Annotated in this window: 13 protein-coding genes and 1 pseudogene; 4 read left to right on the plus strand and 10 right to left on the minus strand. The window is 74.9% G+C overall.

Annotation, left to right across the window (positions count from 1 at the left end; genetic code table 11):
• Positions 1-4 precede the first annotated feature (4 nt).
• The 3 genes from AC07BS_RS09450 to lepA all read right to left on the minus strand — a co-directional run bounded on the left by AC07BS_RS09450 (position 5) and on the right by lepA (position 6,043).
• Entirely contained in the window at positions 5-1,918 is a 1,914-nt protein-coding gene (locus tag AC07BS_RS09450) for a SpoIIE family protein phosphatase (protein WP_478931205.1), read from the minus strand.
• A 143-nt stretch (positions 1,919-2,061) separates the two neighbouring features.
• Positions 2,062-3,975, minus strand: coding sequence for an AMP-dependent synthetase/ligase (locus tag AC07BS_RS09455; RefSeq protein WP_478931207.1), 1,914 nt, complete (start codon positions 3,973-3,975; stop codon positions 2,062-2,064).
• 199 nt (positions 3,976-4,174) lie between these two features.
• Positions 4,175-6,043: a translation elongation factor 4 gene (lepA, locus tag AC07BS_RS09460; protein WP_478641542.1), complete on the minus strand. Its 1,869-nt coding sequence runs from the start codon at positions 6,041-6,043 to the stop codon at positions 4,175-4,177.
• 208 nt (positions 6,044-6,251) lie between these two features.
• Between lepA and rpsT the strand changes: the two genes are divergently transcribed.
• Entirely contained in the window at positions 6,252-6,518 is a 267-nt protein-coding gene (rpsT, locus tag AC07BS_RS09465) for a 30S ribosomal protein S20 (protein ID WP_478641543.1), read from the plus strand.
• 222 nt (positions 6,519-6,740) lie between these two features.
• Here the strand turns inward: rpsT and holA are convergent, their stop codons facing one another.
• Positions 6,741-7,730 carry a DNA polymerase III subunit delta gene (gene holA / locus AC07BS_RS09470; protein ID WP_478641545.1) on the minus strand — a complete coding sequence of 330 codons (990 nt, stop codon included), beginning with the start codon at positions 7,728-7,730 and terminating at the stop codon, positions 6,741-6,743.
• A gap of 92 nt (positions 7,731-7,822) precedes the next feature.
• On the opposite strand from holA, the gene AC07BS_RS09475 reads away from it, so the two are divergent.
• Complete coding sequence (locus tag AC07BS_RS09475; protein ID WP_478641547.1) at positions 7,823-8,098, plus strand: hypothetical protein; 276 nt, start codon at positions 7,823-7,825, stop codon at positions 8,096-8,098.
• A gap of 31 nt (positions 8,099-8,129) precedes the next feature.
• On the opposite strand, the gene AC07BS_RS09480 is transcribed toward AC07BS_RS09475, so the two are convergent.
• The 6 genes and pseudogenes from AC07BS_RS09480 to leuS all read right to left on the minus strand — a co-directional run bounded on the left by AC07BS_RS09480 (position 8,130) and on the right by leuS (position 17,268).
• Positions 8,130-8,948 carry an arylamine N-acetyltransferase family protein gene (locus AC07BS_RS09480; RefSeq protein ID WP_478931211.1) on the minus strand — a complete coding sequence of 273 codons (819 nt, stop codon included), beginning with the start codon at positions 8,946-8,948 and terminating at the stop codon, positions 8,130-8,132.
• An 80-nt stretch (positions 8,949-9,028) separates the two neighbouring features.
• Positions 9,029-11,461, minus strand: a pseudogene (locus AC07BS_RS09485) (ComEC/Rec2 family competence protein); the annotation flags it as partial.
• Positions 11,458-12,357 (minus strand): ComEA family DNA-binding protein, encoded by a 900-nt coding sequence (locus AC07BS_RS09490; protein WP_478931213.1) that lies wholly within the window; start codon positions 12,355-12,357, stop codon positions 11,458-11,460. The gene AC07BS_RS09490 and the pseudogene AC07BS_RS09485, both read right to left, overlap by 4 nt.
• Before the next feature lie 101 nt (positions 12,358-12,458).
• Complete coding sequence (locus tag AC07BS_RS09495) at positions 12,459-13,304, minus strand: DegV family protein (RefSeq protein WP_478641551.1); 846 nt, start codon at positions 13,302-13,304, stop codon at positions 12,459-12,461.
• Positions 13,305-13,478: 174 nt separating this feature from the next.
• Positions 13,479-14,264, minus strand: a complete 786-nt coding sequence (locus tag AC07BS_RS09500) for a hypothetical protein (RefSeq protein WP_478641553.1) — start codon at positions 14,262-14,264, stop codon at positions 13,479-13,481.
• A gap of 121 nt (positions 14,265-14,385) precedes the next feature.
• Positions 14,386-17,268 carry a leucine--tRNA ligase gene (gene leuS / locus AC07BS_RS09505; protein ID WP_478641554.1) on the minus strand — a complete coding sequence of 961 codons (2,883 nt, stop codon included), beginning with the start codon at positions 17,266-17,268 and terminating at the stop codon, positions 14,386-14,388.
• A 306-nt stretch (positions 17,269-17,574) separates the two neighbouring features.
• Between leuS and AC07BS_RS09510 the strand changes: the two genes are divergently transcribed.
• Together AC07BS_RS09510 and AC07BS_RS09515 are read left to right on the plus strand one after the other, a co-directional pair.
• On the plus strand, positions 17,575-18,402 hold the full coding sequence (locus tag AC07BS_RS09510; RefSeq protein ID WP_478931216.1) for a hypothetical protein: 828 nt from the start codon (positions 17,575-17,577) through the stop codon (positions 18,400-18,402).
• On the plus strand, positions 18,399-19,919 hold the full coding sequence (locus tag AC07BS_RS09515) for an NADH-ubiquinone oxidoreductase-F iron-sulfur binding region domain-containing protein (protein WP_478931218.1): 1,521 nt from the start codon (positions 18,399-18,401) through the stop codon (positions 19,917-19,919). Before AC07BS_RS09510 ends, AC07BS_RS09515 begins: the two co-directional genes overlap by 4 nt.
• The last annotated feature ends 107 nt before the right edge of the window (positions 19,920-20,026 follow it).

Raw genomic sequence — 20,026 nt, forward strand, 5'->3', positions numbered from 1 at the left:
CGGCTCACTCGGCCCGGAGCACCAGCAGGGCCAGGTCGTCGTCGGGCGGGTCGGGGGCGAAGTCGTGGACGACCCGGCGGATCCGGGCGGCGACGCCCTCGGCGCTCAGGCCGGCGCACTCCGCGAGGACGGCGGCGAGGCCGTCGCCGTCGTCGAACAGGCGGCTTCCGGACTTGCGCTCGGTGACCCCGTCGGTGACGCACAGCAGGGTCTCCCCCGCCGCCAGGTCGAAGGTCTCGCTGCCGTAGCCGACCTCCTCGACAACGCCGAGCAGCATCTGGGGCGCCGCCACAGGCCGTACCGAGCCGTCGGGGCCGAGCAGCAGCGGCAGCGGGTGCCCGGCGCTGGCGAGCGTGCAGCGCACGCCGCCGGAGCCGGCGGGCACGAGCTCGCCGTGGAGCAGGGACAGGAAGCGGGGGCCCGTGCCGGCCTCCGCCTCGGCCGCCTCCTCGCCGAGCATCCGGTTGAGCCGGTCGAGGACGTCGGCGACGCCGTATCCCTCCTTGGCCAGGGCCCGCAGCCAGGGGCGGACGAGGCCGGTGGTGACGGCGGCCTCGGGGCCGCTGCCGCAGACGTCGCCGAGGGCGAAGCACCAGCGGCCGCCGCCGGCCGCGAAGACGTCGTAGAAGTCGCCGCCGGCGGAGGCGTCGCCGCGGGGTTCGTAGACGACGGCGTGGTCGACGCCGGGGATCGCCTTGATGCCGCGGGGCAGCAGTCCGCGCTGGAGGATGTGGCTGATGGTGGCCTGGCGGGTGTACCGGCGGGCCGAGGCGAGGGCGAGGGCGACGCGGCGGGCGAAGTCCTCGGCGAGGGCGGTGACGTCGCCGGCCAGGGCGGACGTGCCGCCGCGGCCGAGCAGGAGGGTGCCGAGGCCGCGGCCGCCCGCGACCAGCCGGCAGGCCAGGGCCGTGCCGCTGTCGGGCCCGTACGGCCAGGGGACGGCGCTGCCGGCGGCGGGGAAGGCGGGCGGGGTGCGCTGGAGGGTGGTGCGGAGGGGCTCGATGCGGTGTTCGCGGGCGTGCCAGACGCAGGACAGGCGCGGGGCGGGGCGGATCGCGCCGGGGGCGCCGTCGGCGTCGAGCCATACGGCGCTCCAGTCGGCCAGGCGGGGGACGGCGAGCTGGGTGGCGAGGGAGGCGACCATGTCCTCGTCGAACTGCCCGGCGAGGAGTTCGGAGGCCTCGGCGAGGAAGGACAGGGCGCGGTGGTGGCCGCGTTCGGCGAGGCGGCGGGCGGGCGGGACGGCGACCGGGGGGACGGGGAGGGCGGCGGGGACGGGGGCGAGGACCTCGGCGACGTCCAGGTCGCGCAGCAGGGCCTGTTCGGGGATGCCGGCGGGGGCACGGGCGCCGGCCGCCGCGGGGTCGCCCGGGCAGGTGGGGAGGTGGAACCAGACGGTCTTGTCGGTGCGCCGGTAGGCGGTGCCCCAGGTCTCGGCCAGTTCGGCGACGAGCCGCAGGCCGCGGCCGCTGTGCGCGGCGGCGCCGTCGCGCCCGGCGGCGCGGCGGGGGCGGGCGCGGAACTCGCGGGCCGGGTGGTGGTCGGTGACCTCCACGACGAGGTTGCCGCCGCGCGCGGGGTCGAGCCGGCACTCCAGGTCGACGGAGGTGCCCGCGTGCACGACGGCGTTGGTCACCAGCTCGCTGACCAGCAACGTGGCGTCGTCGGTGACCATGTCGTGGGCGTTCCAGCCGGCCAGCACGCTGCGGACGAACCGGCGCGCCGCGGAGGGCGCGCGGGCGTCGGCGGGCAGGCTGGTGCGGGCCGTCGGCGGGCCCTCGCCGGGGCAGCCCGGCGGGGCGCCGGGTCGCGGCCCCGCGGTGTGGTGCGGCGCGGCGGCCGCGTCGGTCCGGCGGGCGGGCGCGCGGGCGACGGCCTGGTCGCCCTGGCCCCCGCCGCCGCTCGGTGATGTCCTCACGGTGGTGCTCCTGACCGCTTACGGCATAGTGCGGAATTCACCACCGACAGACTGGCAGACCTACCGGGCCGGGGTTGGCCGAGTTGCGCAAGTGCCCCGCTACGAGTGCGTAAACGCCAGTTCGACGAGTGCCGTGCGGGCCCTCATGCCTCCCGCGAGCCCTCGTACATCTCCTCGATGAGGTCCTTGTACTCGCGCTCGACCACGGGCCGCTTGAGCTTGAGGCTCGGGGTGAGCTCGCCGTGCTCGACGTCGAGGTCGCGCGGCAGCAGCCGGAACTTCTTGATCGTCTGCCAGCGCTGGAGGCCCTCGTTGAGCCGCCGTACGTAGCCGTCGATGAGCTCCTGGGTCTCCGCGGCCGCGACGACCTCGGCGTACGGGCGTCCCGCCATGCCGTGGTCCTCGGCCCAGGCGAGGATCGAGGGTTCGTCCAGGGCGATGAGGGCGGTGCAGAAGTTCCGGTCGGCGCCGTGCACCAGGACGTTGGAGACGTAGGGGCAGACGGCCTTGAACCGGCCCTCGATCTCGGCGGGCGCGATGTACTTGCCGCCGGAGGTCTTGATCAGGTCCTTCTTGCGGTCGGTGATGCGCAGATAGCCGTCCGGGGAGAGCTCGCCGATGTCGCCGGTGTGGAACCAGCCGTCGGACTCCAGGACTTCGGCGGTCTTCTCGGGCTGCCCGTGGTAGCCCTCCATGACGCCGGGGCTGCGCAGCAGGATCTCGCCGTCGTCGGCGATGCGGACCTCGGTGCCGGGCAGGGGCTTGCCGACGGTGCCGGTGCGGTAGGCCTCGCCGGGGTTGACGAGGTTGGCGGCGCTGGTCTCGGTGAGGCCGTAGCCCTCCAGGATGTGGATGCCGGCGCCGGAGAAGAAGTAGCCGATGTCGGGGGCGAGGGCGGAGGCGCCGGAGACACTGGCGCGCAGCCGGCCGCCGAAGGCGTCGCGGATCTTGGCGTAGACGAGGGCGTCGGCGGCGCGGTGCTTGGCGGCCAGGGCGAACGGCACGGTGCGGTTGCCGGTGCGGCGGTAGTTGTCCTGGGAGACCTTGGCGTACTCGCGGGCGACCTCGGCGGCCCAGCGGAAGATCTTGTACTTGGCGCCCCCGGCCTCGCGGGCCTTGGCGGCGACGCCGTTGTAGACCTTCTCGAAGATGCGGGGCACGGCGGCCATCAGGGTGGGCCGGACGACCTTGAGGTTCTCCACGAGCTTGTCGACCCGCCCGTCCACGGCGGTCACATGGCCGACGGTGATGCCGCCGGCGGTGAGGACCTTGCCGAAGACGTGGGCGAGGGGCAGCCACAGGTACTGCACGTCGTCGGAGCGCATCAGCCCGGTGGACTCGATGGCGCGGCCCATGTAGGACCAGGCGTCGTGGCGCAGCCGGACGCCCTTGGGGCGGCCGGTGGTGCCGGAGGTGTAGATGAGCGTGGCGAGGTCTTCGGGGCGCAGGGCGTCGATGCGCTCGCGGACGGCCCCGGGCTCGCGCTCCAGGAGGGCGGCGCCGCGCTTCTCCAGCTCGGCGAGGGAGAGCACCCAGCCCTCGGGGTCGTCCTCGGCGGCCACCGCGTCGGCGGCCTCCAGGACGACGACGTGGGCGAGGCCGGGCAGCTCGGAGCGGCGCAGCCGGGCCTTGGCCAGCTGGGCGGCGTCCTCGGCGATCAGGACCCGGCACCCGGCGTCGGAGAGCATGAAGGCGGTCTCGTCGGCGTTGGTGCTGGGGTAGACGGGGGTGGTGGCGGCACCGGAGCACATGATGCCCAGGTCCGCGAGGATCCACTCCAGGCGGGTGGACGAGGCGAGGGCGACCCGCTCCTGGGGGAGTATCCCGAGGTCGATCAGGCCCGCCGCGACGGCGAAGACCCGGTCGGCGGCCTGACGCCAGGTGATCGAGGCCCAGTCGTCGGGCCCCTGGCCCGAGGCGGGTGGCACGGGGTGACGGTAGGCCTCCGCGTCGGGTGTCGACCCGACCCGCTCAAGAAGGAGGTGCGCCACGGAGGGCGGCCGGTTCTCGATCAAGCTCTGGCTGTCCGTCACGGCATCCTCCGGGGCCCGCTTCATTGCTGGTGACTCGTGAGTAACCTTTCAAGCAGAGATCAGAGTAGAGCCGAAGCGCCGTTTGCGTAAGAGCCTCGTGAACGGGGTGGTGCGCCGGAGCGCGAAAGTGCCCGTCCCCTCGTGGGAACGGGCACTCCTCGACCGCCGGGCGGCGGGCGGGCGGTACGCGGGCGGTGTCACCTCCCGCGTCACCGCTCCGCCGCTACTTCTTGCCCTTCTCGCCGCTCTCGTCGCTGGACAGCACCGCGATGAAGGCCTCCTGGGGGACCTCCACGCTGCCGACCATCTTCATGCGCTTCTTGCCTTCCTTCTGCTTCTCCAGCAGCTTCCGCTTACGGGAGATGTCACCGCCGTAGCACTTGGCGAGGACGTCCTTGCGGATGGCGCGGACCGTCTCACGGGCGATGACCCGCGAGCCGATGGCGGCCTGGATCGGCACCTCGAAGTTCTGTCGCGGGATGAGCTCGCGCAGCTTGGCGACCAGTCGCACGCCGTAGGCGTACGCCTTGTCCTTGTGGGTGATGGCGGAGAAGGCGTCGACCTTGTCGCCGTGCAGCAGGATGTCGACCTTGACCAGGTCGGCGGTCTGCTCGCCGGTGGGTTCGTAGTCGAGCGAGGCGTAGCCGCGGGTCTTGGACTTCAGCTGGTCGAAGAAGTCGAAGACGATCTCCGCGAGGGGCAGGGTGTAGCGCAGCTCGACCCGGTCCTCGGAGAGGTAGTCCATGCCCAGCATCGTGCCGCGGCGGGACTGGCAGAGCTCCATGATCGCGCCGACGAACTCGGTGGGCGCGAGGACGGTCGCCTTGACGACCGGCTCGTGCACCTCGGCGATCTTGCCCTCGGGGAACTCGCTCGGGTTGGTGACGACGTGCTCGGCGCCGTCCTCCATCCGCACGTTGTAGACCACGTTGGGCGCGGTGGCGATGAGGTCGAGGCCGAACTCGCGCTCGAGCCGCTCGCGGACCACGTCCAGGTGGAGCAGGCCGAGGAAGCCGACGCGGAAGCCGAAGCCGAGGGCGGCCGAGGTCTCCGGCTCGTAGACGAGCGCGGCGTCGTTGAGCTGGAGCTTGTCGAGGGCCTCGCGCAGCTCCGGGTAGTCCGAGCCGTCCAGCGGGTACAGGCCCGAGAAGACCATGGGCTTGGGGTCCTTGTAGCCGCCCAGGGCCTCGGTGGCGCCGCCCTGCTGGGAGGTGATCGTGTCACCGACCTTGGACTGCCGGACGTCCTTCACACCGGTGATGATGTAGCCCACCTCGCCGACGCCGAGGCCGTCGGCCGGCAGCATCTCGGGCGAGTTGGTGCCGATCTCCAGCAGCTCGTGGGTGGCGCCGGTCGACATCATCTTGATGCGCTCGCGCTTCTTGAGCTCGCCGTCGACGACACGGACGTAGGTGACCACGCCGCGGTAGGAGTCGTAGACCGAGTCGAAGATCATCGCGCGGGCCGGGGCGTCCTTGACGCCGACCGGGGCCGGGACCTCGCGGATGACCTTGTCCAGCAGCTCGGGGACGCCGACGCCGCTCTTGGCGGAGACGCGCAGCACGTCCTCGGGCTCGCAGCCGACGAGGTTGGCCAGCTCGGCGGCGAACTTGTCCGGCTGGGCGGCCGGCAGGTCGATCTTGTTGAGGACCGGGATGATCGTGAGGTCGTTCTCCATCGCCAGGTAGAGGTTGGCGAGGGTCTGGGCCTCGATGCCCTGGGCGGCGTCCACCAGGAGGATGCAGCCCTCGCACGCGGCGAGCGAGCGCGAGACCTCGTAGGTGAAGTCCACGTGGCCCGGCGTGTCGATCATGTTGAGGATGTGGGTCGTGCCCTCACCCTCGCCCTCGGTGGGCGCCCAGGGCAGCCGGACCGCCTGGGACTTGATCGTGATGCCGCGCTCGCGCTCGATGTCCATCCGGTCGAGGTACTGCGCGCGCATCTGCCGCTGGTCGACCACGCCGGTCAGCTGGAGCATCCGGTCGGCGAGCGTCGACTTGCCATGGTCGATGTGCGCGATGATGCAGAAGTTACGGATCAGAGCCGGGTCGGTACGGCTCGGCTCCGGCACGTTGGTAGGGGTCGCGGGCACGCAGGATCCATTCGGTGACTTCGGCGTTTGAACGCTGGTCTCGGCGGGAGTCGGGTATACGACTCCCCCATGGTCCCATGACCGGCGGCCGCGGTCCGGTTTGGGACGCCCGAGGACGTACTGGTAGCCTGGTCCACTGTGCCTGTCGTGCCTCTCACACGTACATGGCGCGCAATCGAAATCCAACGAACCTGAAAAGGCTCTTTTCGTGGCGAACATCAAGTCCCAGATGAAGCGGATCAAGACCAACGAGAAGGCGCGCCTGCGTAACAAGGCCGTCAAGTCCTCGGTCAAGACCGCCGTCCGTCAGGCCCGTGAGGCCATCGCCGCCGGTGACGCCGTCAAGGCCGTCGCCGCCGTCGCCCTCGCCGGCAAGAAGCTGGACAAGGCCGCCAGCAAGGGTGTCCTGCACAAGAACGCCGCCGCCAACAAGAAGTCGGCGCTGGCCAAGCAGGTCGCCTCGCTGAAGGGCTGAAGCCTTTCCGGGGCGTGAGCCCCGACCCTCGCCGGTACGGATCAAGCGGCCCCTCTACCGCTCCGGACCGGCACCCCGCCGCTCCCGGTCGTTCGCCACGCGGGTGCGGCATGAGCCCGACGGCTCGCTGAACGATCCGAAGGCCCCGCCTCCGCCCTTCCCCAGGGCAGGAGGCGGGGCCTTCGGCTTGCCTCGGGCGGGCTTGCCTCGGGCGGGCTTGCCTCAGGAACGGCCGGCGCGGGCCGCCCTGGCCACGGCGACGACGGCCTTCTCCAGGGCGTACTCCGGGTCGTCGCCGCCACCCTTCACCCCGGCGTCCGCCTCCGCGACGGCGGTCAGCGCGGCGGCCACGCCGTCCGCCGTCCAGCCGCGCATCTGCTGACGCACCCGGTCGATCTTCCACGGCGGCATGCCGAGCTCGCGGGCGAGATCACCCGGCCGGGCGCCGCGCGGGGCGGAGGCCAGCTTGCCGATGGAGCGCACGCCCTGGGCCAGGGCGCTGGTGATGAGCACGGGCGCGACGCCGGTGGACATGGCCCAGCGCAGGGCCTCCAGGGCCTCGGCGGCCCGGCCCTCGACCGCCCGGTCGGCGACGGTGAAGCTCGACGCCTCGGCGCGGCCCGTGTAGTAGCGGGCGACGACGGCCTCGTCGATGACGCCCTCGATGTCGGCGACCAGCTGCGCGCAGGCGCTCGCCAGCTCGCGCAGATCGCTGCCGATGGCGTCGACCAGCGCCTGGCAGGCCTCCGGCGTGGCGGACCGGCCGGTGGCGCGGAACTCCGACCGGACGAACGCCAGCCGGTCGGCCGGCTTGGTCATCTTCGGGCAGGCGACCTCACGGGCGCCGGCCTTGCGGGCCGCGTCCAGCAGACCCTTGCCCTTGGCGCCGCCCGCGTGCAGCAGGACCAGGGTGATCTCCTCGGCGGGCGCGCCCAGATAGCCCTTGACGTCCTTGATCGTGTCCGCGGACAGGTCCTGGGCGTTGCGGACGATCACGACCTTCCGCTCGGCGAACAGCGAGGGGCTCGTCAACTCGGCCAGCGTGCCGGGCTGGAGGGCGTCGGGCGTGAGGTCCCGTACGTCGGTGTCGGCGTCGGCCGCGCGGGCCGCCGCCACCACCTCCTGCACGGCGCGGTCGAGGAGGAGGTCCTCCTGGCCCACGGCGAGCGTGACGGAGGCGAGCGGGTCGTCGGTTGCAGTCTTCCTGGCCATCGCGTCCAGCATCCCACGCCCCGCTGACACGCCTCCCGTTCCCCCGCCCCACCCCCTCTCACGGCCGCCGGGGCATACCGCACAATGAGCGGGTGATCAGCGTTTCCTCCTTCTCCGACACCTCCGACTCCGTACGGCACCTGCTGGTGCTCCCCGACCGCGACGCCGCCGAGGAGGCGGCGGACGAGGCCGGGCAGCGCTTCGGCCTGGACGAGGAGCCCCAGATCGTCCGCGAGGCCCTCGCCGGCGAGGACGACGCCGAGGACGCCCAGTGGCTGGTGGTCCTGGAGGACCCCGACGGCACCCTGGACGTCGCCGCGCTGCGCGAGCTCGCCGAGGAGTACGACGGCTGGCTCGAGGCGGAGTGACCCCGCGGGGCGGAGCGCCCCGCGGGGCGGATCACCGCCCCGGGGCCGCCACCCAGGCCTCCCGCACCTGCGGCTCGCGGTCCAGGGCGAACCCGAAGTGGGTCCGGTAGGCCGCCACGACCTCGCCCTCCGGCAGCTCCCGGCGCCCGGTCCGCCCGTCGGCGCCGGTCTCGACGAGCGTCCGGCCGCTGATCGACACCCGGCCGCCGTCCTCGGTGAGCCGCGAGCACAGCAGCGACCGCGTGAACGGGGACGCCGGCGACGTGCGGTGCCACCAGCAGCCGCTCGTGAAGTCCCGCAGCTCCCGGGGCCGCGTCTCCAGGCGGTACTGCGTCGCCCCGTCCTTGGCGACGTCCAGCTCCTCTCCTTCCGCCGCTCCCTCCACCGGCACGATCTCGAACACACCTGACGCGTCCTGCTGCGGGCCCCGCCCGGTCAGGACGAGCGGGTGGTGGCTGTTGCGTCCGAAGCCGACGTCCACGAGGAACGGCTCCGGCGCCCCCTCGGCCTCCACCCGCAGGGCCATGTGGTCGTAGGGGATGCCGAACGTCCCGTCCGGCATCGCCACCCGCGCCGCCAGCAGGCTCACCCCGTAGCCGAGCGAGGACAGCAGCTCCGCGAAGGCGCCGTTGAGCTCGTAGCAGAAGCCCCCGCGCCCCTGCTCGACGATCTTGTCGACCAGTGCCGCGCCCTCCAGCACGATCTCCTCTCCCCGGTGGACGGACAGATTCTCGAAGGGCACCGCGACCAGGTGGCGGAACTGGAGCTCCCGCAGGGAGGCGGCGTCGGGGGCGGCCGGGCGGGCGGCCCCGATGCGGCGGAGGTAGGCGTCGACGACAGTGTTTTCCATAGATCATTTATGCCGCAGGGCGGGCCGCCGCGGCATCGGCCCCAAGTCGTACGTCCACCCCGGCGTCTCCCTCCTCCCCGGCCTCGGACCACGGCCCGCCCGGCTCCCGTCACCGCGACCGGGCCGTCCGTGTCGGTACGCAGCACCGCCGCGCCCCGGTCCCGCAGCGCGGCGAGCGTACGGGCCGCGGGGTGACCGTAGGGGTTGCCGGCCCCGGCCGAGATCACGGCGAGCCGGGGGCGGACCGCGTCCAGCAGCTCCGGGTCCTGGTGGGCGGAGCCGTGGTGGGCCACCTTGAGGACGTCGACGGTCGGCAGACCGGGGCGGCCCAGCCGCAGCTCCCGCTGGGCCGGTGGTTCGAGGTCGCCCAGCAGGAGCAGCGTCAGGCCCCCGGCGCGCACGAGGAGGGCGACGCTGGCGTCGTTGGGCCCCTCCTCCGCCACGGCGGACGTGCCCGCGGGCGGCGGCCACAGCACCTCCCAGGCCAGGGCGCCCGTCCGCCGCCGCTCCCCCGGCACCGCCGCCGCCACCGGCACCCCCGCCCGCCGCGCCGCGCGGCGCACGAACGCCGCCCGTTCGGCCGGCCTGTCGAACGGTGTCGTCTTGATCAGCCCGACCGCCCTGCCGCGCAGCACCCCGGGCAGGCCGTCGACGTGGTCCGCGTGGAAGTGGCTGAGCAGGAGCAGCGGGACCCGCTCGACGCCCAGCTCCGTCAGGCAGCGGTCCACCGCCCGCGGTTCGGGCCCCGCGTCGACCACCACGGCGGCACCGGGCCCGGCCGCGAGGGCCAGCGCGTCCCCCTGCCCCAAGTCGCACGCCACCAGGCGCCAATCCGGCGGCGGCCACCCGGTGACCGCCCGCGTCAGCGGCGCAGGGCGGACGACGGCCAGCAGCAGGAGCAGCGCGCAGCCCGCGCAGATCCAGGGGCTCCGCACCAGACGGCGGCCGGCGAGCACGGCGAGGACCGTGACCGCGGCCAGCAGCAGTCCGCCCGCGAGGCCCGGCGGCCAGTCGGCCTCCGCGCCCGGGAACCCCGCCCCCGTACGGGCCACCGAGGCCGTCCAGGCGGCGGCCGCCCCGGCCGGCCAGGCCAGGGCCGTGGCCACCGGCATCGCCACCGGCGCCAGGGCGAGGGCGGCGAAGCCCAGCACGGTGGCGGGGGCGACCGCCGGCTCGGCGAGGAGGTTGCAGGGCACCGCCACCAGGCTCACCCGCGCCGCCAGCACGACGATCACCGGGGCGCACACGGCCTGCGCGGCCGCTGCCGCCGCGAGGGCCTCCGCGATCCGGGGCGGCACCCCGCGCCGGCGCAGGGCGGCGCTCCAGCGCGGCGCGATGGTCAGCAGCGCCCCGGTGGCCAGGACGGACAGCAGGAATCCGTAGCTGCGGGCCAGCCAGGGGTCCCAGAACACCAGGAGCAGCACGGCCGCCGCCAGGGCGGGCAGCAGGGCGCGCCGCCGGCCGGTGCCCAGGGCCAGCAGGGTGATCAGGCCGCACGCGGCGGCCCGCAGCACGCTCGGCTCGGGGCGGCACACCACCACGAACCCCAGGGCCAGCCCGCCGCCCAGCAGTGCCGTGAGCCGCAGGGGCACGCCCAGCCGCCCCGCGAGCCCCCGCCGCTCGGAGCGCGCGGCCAGGTGGGCGGGCCCGACGAGCAGGGCGAGCAGCACGGAGAAGTTGCCGCCGCTCACCGCGAGGAGGTGCGTCAGGCCCGTGGCGCGGAAGGCCTCGTCGAGGTCGGGCGGCACCCGCGAGGTGTCGCCGGTGACGAGGCCGGGCAGCAGGGCCCGCGGGTCCGGTGCGAGGCCGTCGGTCGCCTTCCGCAGGCCGGACCGCAGCCGGGCCGCGCCCCGCTGGAGGAGGGTGGGCCCCTCGACGACGACGGGGCGCTCCTCGCCGGCCCCGACGCGCAGGACGGCGGCGAAACGGTCGCCGGCCCGGGACGGCGGTGCCAGTCTCCCCTCGGTCCGCAGGCGCGTGGACGGCAGCAGCCCGGACCAGGACTGACGGGCGATCAGCAGCACGGGCGTCCGGACGGCGACGGCCGCGGTGGCCGGACGGTCCCCGGCGACGACACGGGTCGCCTCGGCCTCCACCACCACGTCGTGCCGCTCCCGGCCCGATCCGCCCGCCCGTGCCCGTACGGGCCGGGGGTCCCCGGTGAGCGTCACGTCGACGGTCGCCCGCGCGTGGCGCCGCGCCAGCTCCGGCACCGGGCCCCGGCGGGTGTCGGCGCCCGTCAGCGCGCCCACGGCCGCCCCGGCGGAGCCGCACAGCAGCGCCGCCGCGGCCACCACCGCCACGCCCCCGCGCCCGGCCGCCAGGAGCGCGCAGGCCGCGAGCACGGCGACCGCGCAACTGACGGCGACGGTCCGGCCGTCCGCGGTCAGGGCGGCGGCGGCCGCCGCCCACGCGGCGAGCGCGGGCACGGCCAACCGCAGGTCGAGCGGGTCCTCCTGGCGTCGCGTCAGCTCCGGCCCGCCGGCCTTCCCGGTCTCCTCCGTCCGGGTCATGGCCGCACCAGGGGTGCGAGGTCCGTGAAGCGGCGGGCTCCGATGCCGTCGACGTGCCGCAGGTCGGACACCGAGCGGAAACCTCCGCGCCGGGTGCGGTAGTCGACGATGCGCCGGGCCAGGACGGGGCCGACACCGGGGAGGCCGTCGAGCTGCTCGGCCGTCGCGGCGTTCAGGCTCAGGGGACTCCCGGGGACGCCCGCGCCGCCCGCCGTCCCCGACCCGCCCGGGGGCGCGGGGCCGGGCCCGGCGGGACCCGGGACGCCGGAGGTGGGGGCGGAGGCGGAGGCGGGAGCGCCCACCACGATCTGCTCGCCGTCGACGAGCGGCCGCGCGCGGTTGAGGCCGGTCGTGTCGGCGCCCGGCCGTACTCCCCCGGCCGCCTCCAGCGCGTCGGCGACCCGGGAACCGGCCGGCAGCCGCCGCACCCCCGGGCGCGGCACCTTGCCCGCCACGTCCACGACCACCTCCCGCGCGGAGGCCGGGGCAGCGGCCGGGCCGTCGGGCGCGGCGCCGGCGGACTCCGCGGCCAGCCGGCCGGCCGGGCCGGCCCGGGAACCCTCCGGGCCCGCCGCGGCCGGGGCCTCGCGCTCGGGCGGCCGGACGGTGTGCGGCAGCCCGGACCGGAAGTGGTGGACGGCGAGGAGCGCCGCCGCCACCAGCACGACCGCGAGCGCCGCGAGCGTCCTCCGCTCCATCCCGCACCGCGCCTGCGCCCACGCCGGCAGCCGCTCCGTCAGGGCGAGCCGCCAACGTCCGGGCGCCGGCAGGGCGTTTCCCGCGGGTCCCGGCGACCCCGGCGAGCCCGCGGGAGCCGGGACACGGTCGCGCAGCGCGCCGAGGTCCGCCGCGAGCCGGTCGACGCCCGCGGCGACGGTGTGTGATCGAGTGGTCATGGCACGCGACCGTAGCCGCGTTCCCGCGACGCCGTCCGGATGCCTGAATTCCGGTGGAAAACCGGGTGGTTGTGGAAAACCCGGTCACCCTCCCGGGCGACTCACCGCGCCGAGACCACCACGCCCAGCAGCCCCGGGCCCGTGTGCGCGCCGATGACCGCGCCCACCTCGCTCACATGCAGGTCCACCAGGCCCGGCACCCGCTCCCGCAGGCGTTCCGCCAGCAGCGCGGCGCGCTCGGGCGCCGCGAGGTGGTGGACGGCGATGTCGACCGGCGCGGCGCCGGCCCGTTCCACAGCGATCTCCTCCAGGCGCGCGATGGCCTTCGAGGCGGTGCGCACCTTCTCCCGGGGCTCGATCCGGCCGCCCTCCAGCTGGAGCAGCGGCTTGACGGCGAGCGCGGAGCCCAGCAGGGCCCGCGCGGCGCCGATGCGGCCGCCGCGCCGCAGGAAGTCGAGGGTGTCGACGTAGAAGTAGGCGGCCGTGCCGTGCGCGCGCTTCTCGGCCGCGGCGACCACCTCGTCGAGGCTGCCGCCCGTGCGCGCGGCCTCGGCGGCGGCCAGCGCGCAGAAGCCGAGGGCCATGGCGACCATGCCCGTGTCGACGACGCGGACCGGCACGGGCGCCTCGCGCGCCGCGAGGACGGCCGCGTCGTAGGTGCCGGAGAGCTCGGCCGACAGGTGGAGCGAGACCACCTCGCGCGCGCCCGCCTCGGCGGCGGCGCGGTAGGCCGCGGCGAAGACGTCGGGGCCCGGGCGGGAGGTGGTCACGGGTTTGCGCTTCTGCAGGGCCTGGGCGACCGAGCGGGCCGAGATCTCGGTGCCCTCCTCCAGCGCCTCGTCGCCCAGGACGACCGTCAGCGGTACGGCGGTGATGCTGTGCCGCTCCATCTCCTGCTGCGGCAGGTAGGCCGTGGAATCGGTGATGATCGCGACATGGCGGGACATGCCCCGGAGATTACCTTCCGGGCCGCGTGGACGGCAGTGCGAGCCGGACCGGCATGATCCGTTTCCGGCCGGGGCGGCATGTGGCCGCTGTCGCCCGCGCCCGCCGGGACCCGCCCGCCCGGACAGGACCCCCCCGCCCGGACAGGTCCCTCCGGGCCGGGCCGCCCGGAGCCGTCAGGCCGTGCTCTCCGGCCGCTTCGCCTTCTGCCAGGAGTACCCCGCCTGCCAGCGGTCATTCCGCCCGCTGAGCGCCGGACGCTCCGCCCCGGAGCCGGCCCCGGCATCCGCCCCGTCCACGCCATCGGCACCGCCCGTGCCCCGTTCCCCGGAGCGCTCGGCCGACGCCGTACGCCCCTGCTGCCGCGTACGCGCCTCCGCGCCACCGTCCACGCCCACGTCCGCGCCCGTCTCCGCCTCGTCCTCCCAGTGCCGCAGCGCGCCCGCCTCCATGCGGATCTGCTCGCTCAGCAGGGACAGGTCGTCGTCGGAGAACCGCCGCGCGCGGTCCTGGGCGGCCCAGCGCAGCGAGTCGGCCGAGTGTGTGATGCGCTCGGTGCGCTCGCGCAGATCCGGCAGGGAGGAGGCGACGCGGTCGCGGTCGGGCTCGGCCTCCAGCTTGCGCAGGTCCTCGTCCAGCTCGTGGCCGTGCGCGCTGAGCCGTTCGAAGAGGGCGAGCGACTCCGACAGGGAGGAGTCGTCCGTCGCGCCCGCCCGCAGCACCTCCTGGGTGGCGCGCATGGACGTCCGCAGCGACAGGCGCAGCTGCGCGACCTCGCCCGCCGGGCCGGTCGCGGTGAACTGCCTCGCCTTCAGCCGGGTGTCCTCGACGGTGCGCCGCGCCTGGGTGACCGTGCGGTCCACGCCGCGCTTCACCGCCCGTACCGCCCTGACCGTGGCGATCACCGCGAAGGCGACGACGAGCGCGCAGATCACGGCGATGATCGCGGCGGCGGCTTCCATGGGCGCTCCTCAACGGTTCGTCTGCGGGCGATCTCCCTGTCCCTCCACGGTAAACGCAAGGGGCAGGTCGAGGGTTCCATCGGAACCCCCAACCTGCCCTTAGGGAGAAACCCCCAACGCGTTACGCCGGGACGATGTTCACCAGCTTCGGCGCCCGCACGATGACCTTGCGGATGCCGGCGCCGCCCAGCGCGGCGACGACGGCCGGGTCGGCCAGGGCGACCTTCTCCAGCTCCTCGTCGGAGATCGACGGGGCGACCTCCAGGCGGGCCTTGACCTTGCCCTTGATCTGGACGACGCAGGTCACGGCCTCGTCGACCAGGTACGCCGGGTCGGCGACCGGAAAGTCCTGGTGGACGACCGAGCCGGTGCGGCCCAGTCGGCGCCACAGCTCCTCGGCGATGTGCGGGGCCAGCGGGGCGACCAGCAGCACCATGCTCTCGGCGACCGTGCGCGGCACCTCGGACAGCTTGGTCACGAAGTTGTTCAGCTCGGTGAGCTTGGCGATGGCGGTGTTGAAGCGCAGGTTCGCCAGGTCCTGACCGATGCCGTCGACGGCCTTGTGCAGGGCGCGCAGCGTCGCCTCGTCGGGCTCGGCGTCGACGACCGTGACCTCGCCGGTGGCCTCGTCCACCACGTTGCGCCACAGGCGCTGCAGCAGGCGGTACTGGCCGACGACGGCACGGGTGTCCCAGGGGCGGGAGACGTCCAGGGGACCCATGGCCATCTCGTACAGGCGCAGCGTGTCGGCGCCGTACTCGGAGCAGATCTCGTCCGGCGTCACGGCGTTCTTCAGGGACTTGCCCATCTTGCCGAGCAGGCGGGAGACCTTCTCGCCCTGGTAGTAGTACGCGCCGTCGCGCTCCTCCACCTCGGCGGCGGGCACCGCGATGCCACGCGCGTCGCGGTAGACGAACGCCTGGATCATGCCCTGGTTGTAGAGCTTGTGGAACGGCTCGGCGGAGGAGATGTGACCCAGGTCGAAGAGGATCTTCGACCAGAAGCGGGCGTAGAGCAGGTGCAGCACCGCGTGCTCGGCACCGCCGACGTACAGGTCGACGCCGCCGTGCGGCTGGCCCTCGCGCGGGCCCATCCAGTACCGCTCGGCCTCGGCCGACACCAGCCGCTCGTCGTTGTGCGGGTCCAGGTAGCGCAGCTCGTACCAGCAGGAACCGGCCCAGTTGGGCATGGTGTTGGTCTCGCGGCGGTAGCGCTTGGGGCCGTCGCCGAGGTCCAGCTCCACATTGACCCAGTCCTCGTTGCGGGAGAGCGGGGTCTCGGGGCGCGTGTCGGCGTCGTTGGGCTCGAAGGTGCGCGGCGCGTAGTCGTCGACCTCGGGGAGCTCCAGCGGCAGCATCGACTCGGGCAGCGCGTGGGCGACGCCGTCCTCGTCGTAGACGATCGGGAAGGGCTCGCCCCAGTAGCGCTGGCGGCTGAACAGCCAGTCGCGCAGGCGGAAGTTGACGGTCGCCTCGCCGATGCCGCGCTCGGTCAGCCACGTGACCATGCGCTTCTTGGCCTCGGGGACGTGGAGGCCGTCCAGGGTGACGTCGGCGCCGGCCGAGTTGATGATCTCGGCGTCGTACGAGTCGAAGGACTCGGCCCACTCGGCCGGGTCGGTGCTCCGGTCGTCGGAGGGGCGCACGACGCAGCGCATCGGCAGGTCGAAGGCGCGCGCGAAGGCGAAGTCGCGGCTGTCGTGCGCCGGGACGGCCATGATCGCGCCGGTGCCGTAGCCCATCAGGACGTAATCGGCGACGAAGACGGGGATGTGCTCGCCGCTGACCGGGTTGACCGCGTACGCGCCGGTGAAGACGCCGGTCTTCTCCTTGGCGTCGGCCTGGCGCTCGACGTCGGACTTGGCGGCGGCCTCCTTGCGGTAGGCGGCGACGGCCTCGGCCGGGGTGGCGTGCCCGCCGGTCCAGTCCTCGTGGGTGCCCTCCGGCCAGGCGGCGGGGACGACACCGTGGTCGTCGGTGACGACCAGCGGGTGCTCCGGCGCCAGGACCAGGTAGGTCGCGCCGAAGAGGGTGTCCTGGCGGGTGGTGAAGACGGTGGCCTTGGCCTCGGGGTGACCGGCGATGGGGAAGTCGACGCGGGCGCCCTCGCTGCGGCCGATCCAGTTGCGCTGCTGGAGCTTGATGGCCTCGGGCCAGTCCAGCGCGTCCAGGTCGTCCAGCAGGCGGTCCGCGTAGGCGGTGATGCGCATGTTCCACTGGCGCAGCTTGGACTTGAAGACGGGGAAGTTGCCGCGCTCGGACCGGCCGTCGGCGGTGACCTCCTCGTTGGCCAGCACGGTGCCCAGGCCGGGGCACCAGTTGACGGGCGCGTCGGAGGCGTAGGCCAGGCGGTACTCGCCCAGGACGTCCTCGCGCTCGCTGGCGCTCAGGCCGTCCCACGCGCGGCCGCCGGGGACCTCACGCCGGCCGGTCGCGAACTCCTCGATCAGCTCGGCGATCGGGCGGGCCTTCCTCGCCTCCGGGTCGTACCAGGAGTTGAAGATCTGGAGGAAGATCCACTGGGTCCACTTGTAGTACTCGGGGTCGATCGTCTCGAACGACCGGCGCTTGTCGTGTCCCAGACCCAGGCGGCGCAGCTGCGCCTTCATGTTCTCGATGTTGGCCTCGGTGGACACCCGGGGGTGCGTACCGGTCTGCACGGCGTACTGCTCGGCGGGCAGGCCGAAGGCGTCGAAGCCGAGGGTGTGCAGGACGTTGTGGCCGGTCATGCGGTGGTAGCGCGCGTAGACGTCGGTCGCGATGTAGCCCAGCGGGTGACCGACGTGGAGGCCCGCGCCCGAGGGGTACGGGAACATGTCCATGACGAACTTCTTGGGCCGGGCGACGACCTCGGGGTCGCCCGCCAGCTCACCGCTGGGATTGGGGGCCGCGTACGTACCGTCGGCGTCCCAGAAGTCCTGCCAGCGCGCCTCGATGTCGGCGGCCAGGGCGGCCGTGTAGCGGTGCGGGGCGGCCACCTCGGCGGCGGTGGGGGTCTCGCTCATCGTCCTCTAAGCTCCATCGATCGTCGTCTCTGCCTGCGCCGCAAATGAAAAAGCCCCTCGCACAGGAGGGGACGGCCGCGCCGATTCCGACCGGAAGGTCACCGGTCGGTGCTCATCAGCGCGGCTCGCTAAGCAGGAGGCGTACGGCACGCATGGGCCCAGATTACCGCAGCGGCGGAAGGTACCGCACGAGAGGTGCCGTACCGGGGCAGGGGCTCCGCAGACGGTAGCAGCGGCACACCGCCGCACGCCGGGGTTGCGCGAAGCCGACCGCCGGAACCGGACGGCTGCCTACCGTCCCGGGGCATGGACCTCCACCGCTTCCTCGACCAGACGGCGGGCGTGCTCACCCTGGTCTCGCTCACCGCGACCGTCGTCTGGGGACTCCTCGCCACCGCCCGCACGACGCTCGGGCCCCGCGGCCGGCTGCTCGCGCAGGCCGTGCACCGGGCCACCGCCGTGGGCGCGCTCGGCTTCCTCCTGGTGCACGTCACCGTCAAGATCGTCGAGGCGCACGCCTCCGCGGCCACCGCCCTGCTGCCGTTCGCCGCGGGCCCGTGGGGCGCCGGCGGGCTGCTGGGGCTGGGCTCGCTGGCGGCCTACCTGATGGTGCTCGCCGCCGCCACCGGCACCCTGCGCAGCGCCTTCGCCGGACGAGGGCGCGGCGCGCGGCGCTGGCACGCGCTGCACGGCTGCGCGTACGCCTCCTGGTGCGCCGGCGTGCTGCACGGACTGAACGCGGGGCGTCCGGCGGCCGGTTGGGTCACCGCCTGCTACGCGCTGAGCCTGGCGGCCGTGGCGGCGGCCCTGCTGTTACGCCGTTCGTCCCGGCCGCTGCGCTCCTTCCTGCCGCTCCTGTCGCGCCGGCCGTTCCCGCGGCTCCGGCCGGCGGGGGCGCACGCCGCCGGCAAGGAGCCCGCGCCGCGCCCCGCCCCCGGACCGGCGCTCGACCCCGGCGCCCACGCCGCGCCCACCCCGTACCCCGCGTACCCCGCGTCTCTCGCGCCTCCCTGGTCTCCCGATCCCGACGATCCCGACTCCCCGGCGAGCACCGCGTACCCCGCCCACGCCGCCCACGCCGCGCCCGTCGGTCGTACCGAGCGCGCCGGGATCGCCCCCGGGCGGCCCTCGTGACCGGCCCCCTGCCCGAACTGCCCCAGGTCCTCACCCTCGGGCTGCCCCGCCTGACGGCCGGCCTGGACACGGCCGAACGCCTCGACCGGCGGGCCCATCTGGCCGTGCACGGCACGGCCCCCCGGCTCACCGAGGACGAGCTGACGCGGCTGGCCGAGGCGGTCGCCCTGCGGGGGCGCGGCGGGGCGGGCTTCCCGTTCGCCCGCAAGCTGCGCGCGGTGGGCACGGCGGCGCGGCGACGCGGCGCCCGGCCCGCCGTGGTGGTCAACGGCTGCGAGGGCGAGCCCGCCTGCCGCAAGGACGCGGTCCTGCTGCGCCGGGCCCCGCACCTGGTGCTGGACGGCGCCCTGCTGGCCGCCGAGGCGCTCGGCGCGGCCACCCTGGTGGTCGGGGTGACCCGGCCGGCCGCGGCGGCCTCGGTACGCGAGGCGCTGGCCGAGCGCGGGCTCACCGACCGGCGTGGGCGCGCCCTGCGCGCCCGGGTCGTGCGCGTACCCGAGCGCATGGTGTCCGGCGAGTCCTCCGCGCTGCTGCGCGCGCTCGACGGCGGCCCCGCGCTCCCTCCCGGCCTACGCGTCCGGTCCGCCGAGGAGGGGCTGGGCGGCGCGCCCACCCTGCTGTCGAACACCGAGACCTACGCCCAACTCGCCCTCGCCGCCCGCCTGGGCGCCTCCGGGCACGCGGCGACCGGCACGCCCGACGAGCCGGGCACCCTCCTGCTGACCGTCTCCGGCGCGGTGCCCCGGCCGCGCGTGGTCGAGGTGCCGGGCGGGACCGCGCTGCCGTACGTCCTCGCCCAGTGCGGCGGCGACCCCGCGCCCCAGGGCGTCCTGGTCGGCGGCTACCACGGCGGGTGGCTGGACGCGGCGGGCGCGGACCGGGCGGCGCTCTCCCGGGACGCCCTGGCGGCGCTCGGCGCGAGCCTGGGCGCCGGGGCGGTGCTGCCGCTGCCCGGCGACACCTGTCCGCTGGGCGAGGCGGTACGGGTCGCCCACTGGCTGGCGGCGGAGTCGGCCGGGCAGTGCGGTCCGTGCCGGCTGGGCCTGCCGGCCCTGGCGGGGGCGCTGGCCGACGTGGTGGCCGGGGGCGGGCGCGGCGCGCTGGAGGCCGTACGGGAGGCCTCGGGCGCCGTCCGGGGCCGGGGAGCGTGCGGGCACCCGGACGGAGCGGCGCGCTTCGCGCTGAGCGCGCTGGCGGCGTTCACCGACGACCTGGCCGCCCATGTGCTGGCCGGCGGCTGCGGGCGCGGCACGGCCGGGGTGCTGCCCCTGCCGGCCGCGGCGGGCACGGCGGCGGACGACGGCCTCGGCGGCCGCACGGAGCGGCTGGCGGTGGACTGGACGCTGTGCGAGGGCCACGGGCTGTGCGCGGGGCTGCTGCCGGAGCTCGTACGGATGGGCGCGGACGGATTCCCCGCGCTCGCGGACGCCGGGGTGCCGCGCCATCTGCGCGGACGGGTCCGGCGGGCCGTCCGCCGCTGCCCGGCCCTGGCCCTGCGCCTGGACCGCGACCCATGACCCGATGACCCCGTGCGCCGTGTCCCCTGTCCCCGTGCGCCGCGTCCCCGTGTCCCCGGGAGCGGGCACAAAAAGAAGAGCGGGCCGTCCGTCCGGACGACCCGCTC

Source organism: Streptomyces sp. NPDC044063, from assembly GCF_056434285.1.

Excerpts from the sequence above, each read along its gene's own strand:
- AC07BS_RS09495 (WP_478641551.1), bottom strand. The coding sequence starts at position 13,304 with ATGTCCCGCCATGTCGCGATCATCACCGATTCCACGGCCTACCTGCCG.
- AC07BS_RS09500 (WP_478641553.1), bottom strand. The coding sequence starts at position 14,264 with ATGGAAGCCGCCGCCGCGATCATCGCCGTGATCTGCGCGCTCGTCGTC.
- AC07BS_RS09510 (WP_478931216.1), top strand. The coding sequence starts at position 17,575 with ATGGACCTCCACCGCTTCCTCGACCAGACGGCGGGCGTGCTCACCCTG.
- AC07BS_RS09455 (WP_478931207.1), bottom strand. The coding sequence starts at position 3,975 with ATGAAGCGGGCCCCGGAGGATGCCGTGACGGACAGCCAGAGCTTGATC.
- holA (WP_478641545.1), bottom strand. The coding sequence starts at position 7,730 with ATGGCCAGGAAGACTGCAACCGACGACCCGCTCGCCTCCGTCACGCTC.
- leuS (WP_478641554.1), bottom strand. The coding sequence starts at position 17,268 with ATGAGCGAGACCCCCACCGCCGCCGAGGTGGCCGCCCCGCACCGCTAC.
- AC07BS_RS09490 (WP_478931213.1), bottom strand. The coding sequence starts at position 12,357 with ATGACCACTCGATCACACACCGTCGCCGCGGGCGTCGACCGGCTCGCG.
- AC07BS_RS09480 (WP_478931211.1), bottom strand. The coding sequence starts at position 8,948 with ATGGAAAACACTGTCGTCGACGCCTACCTCCGCCGCATCGGGGCCGCC.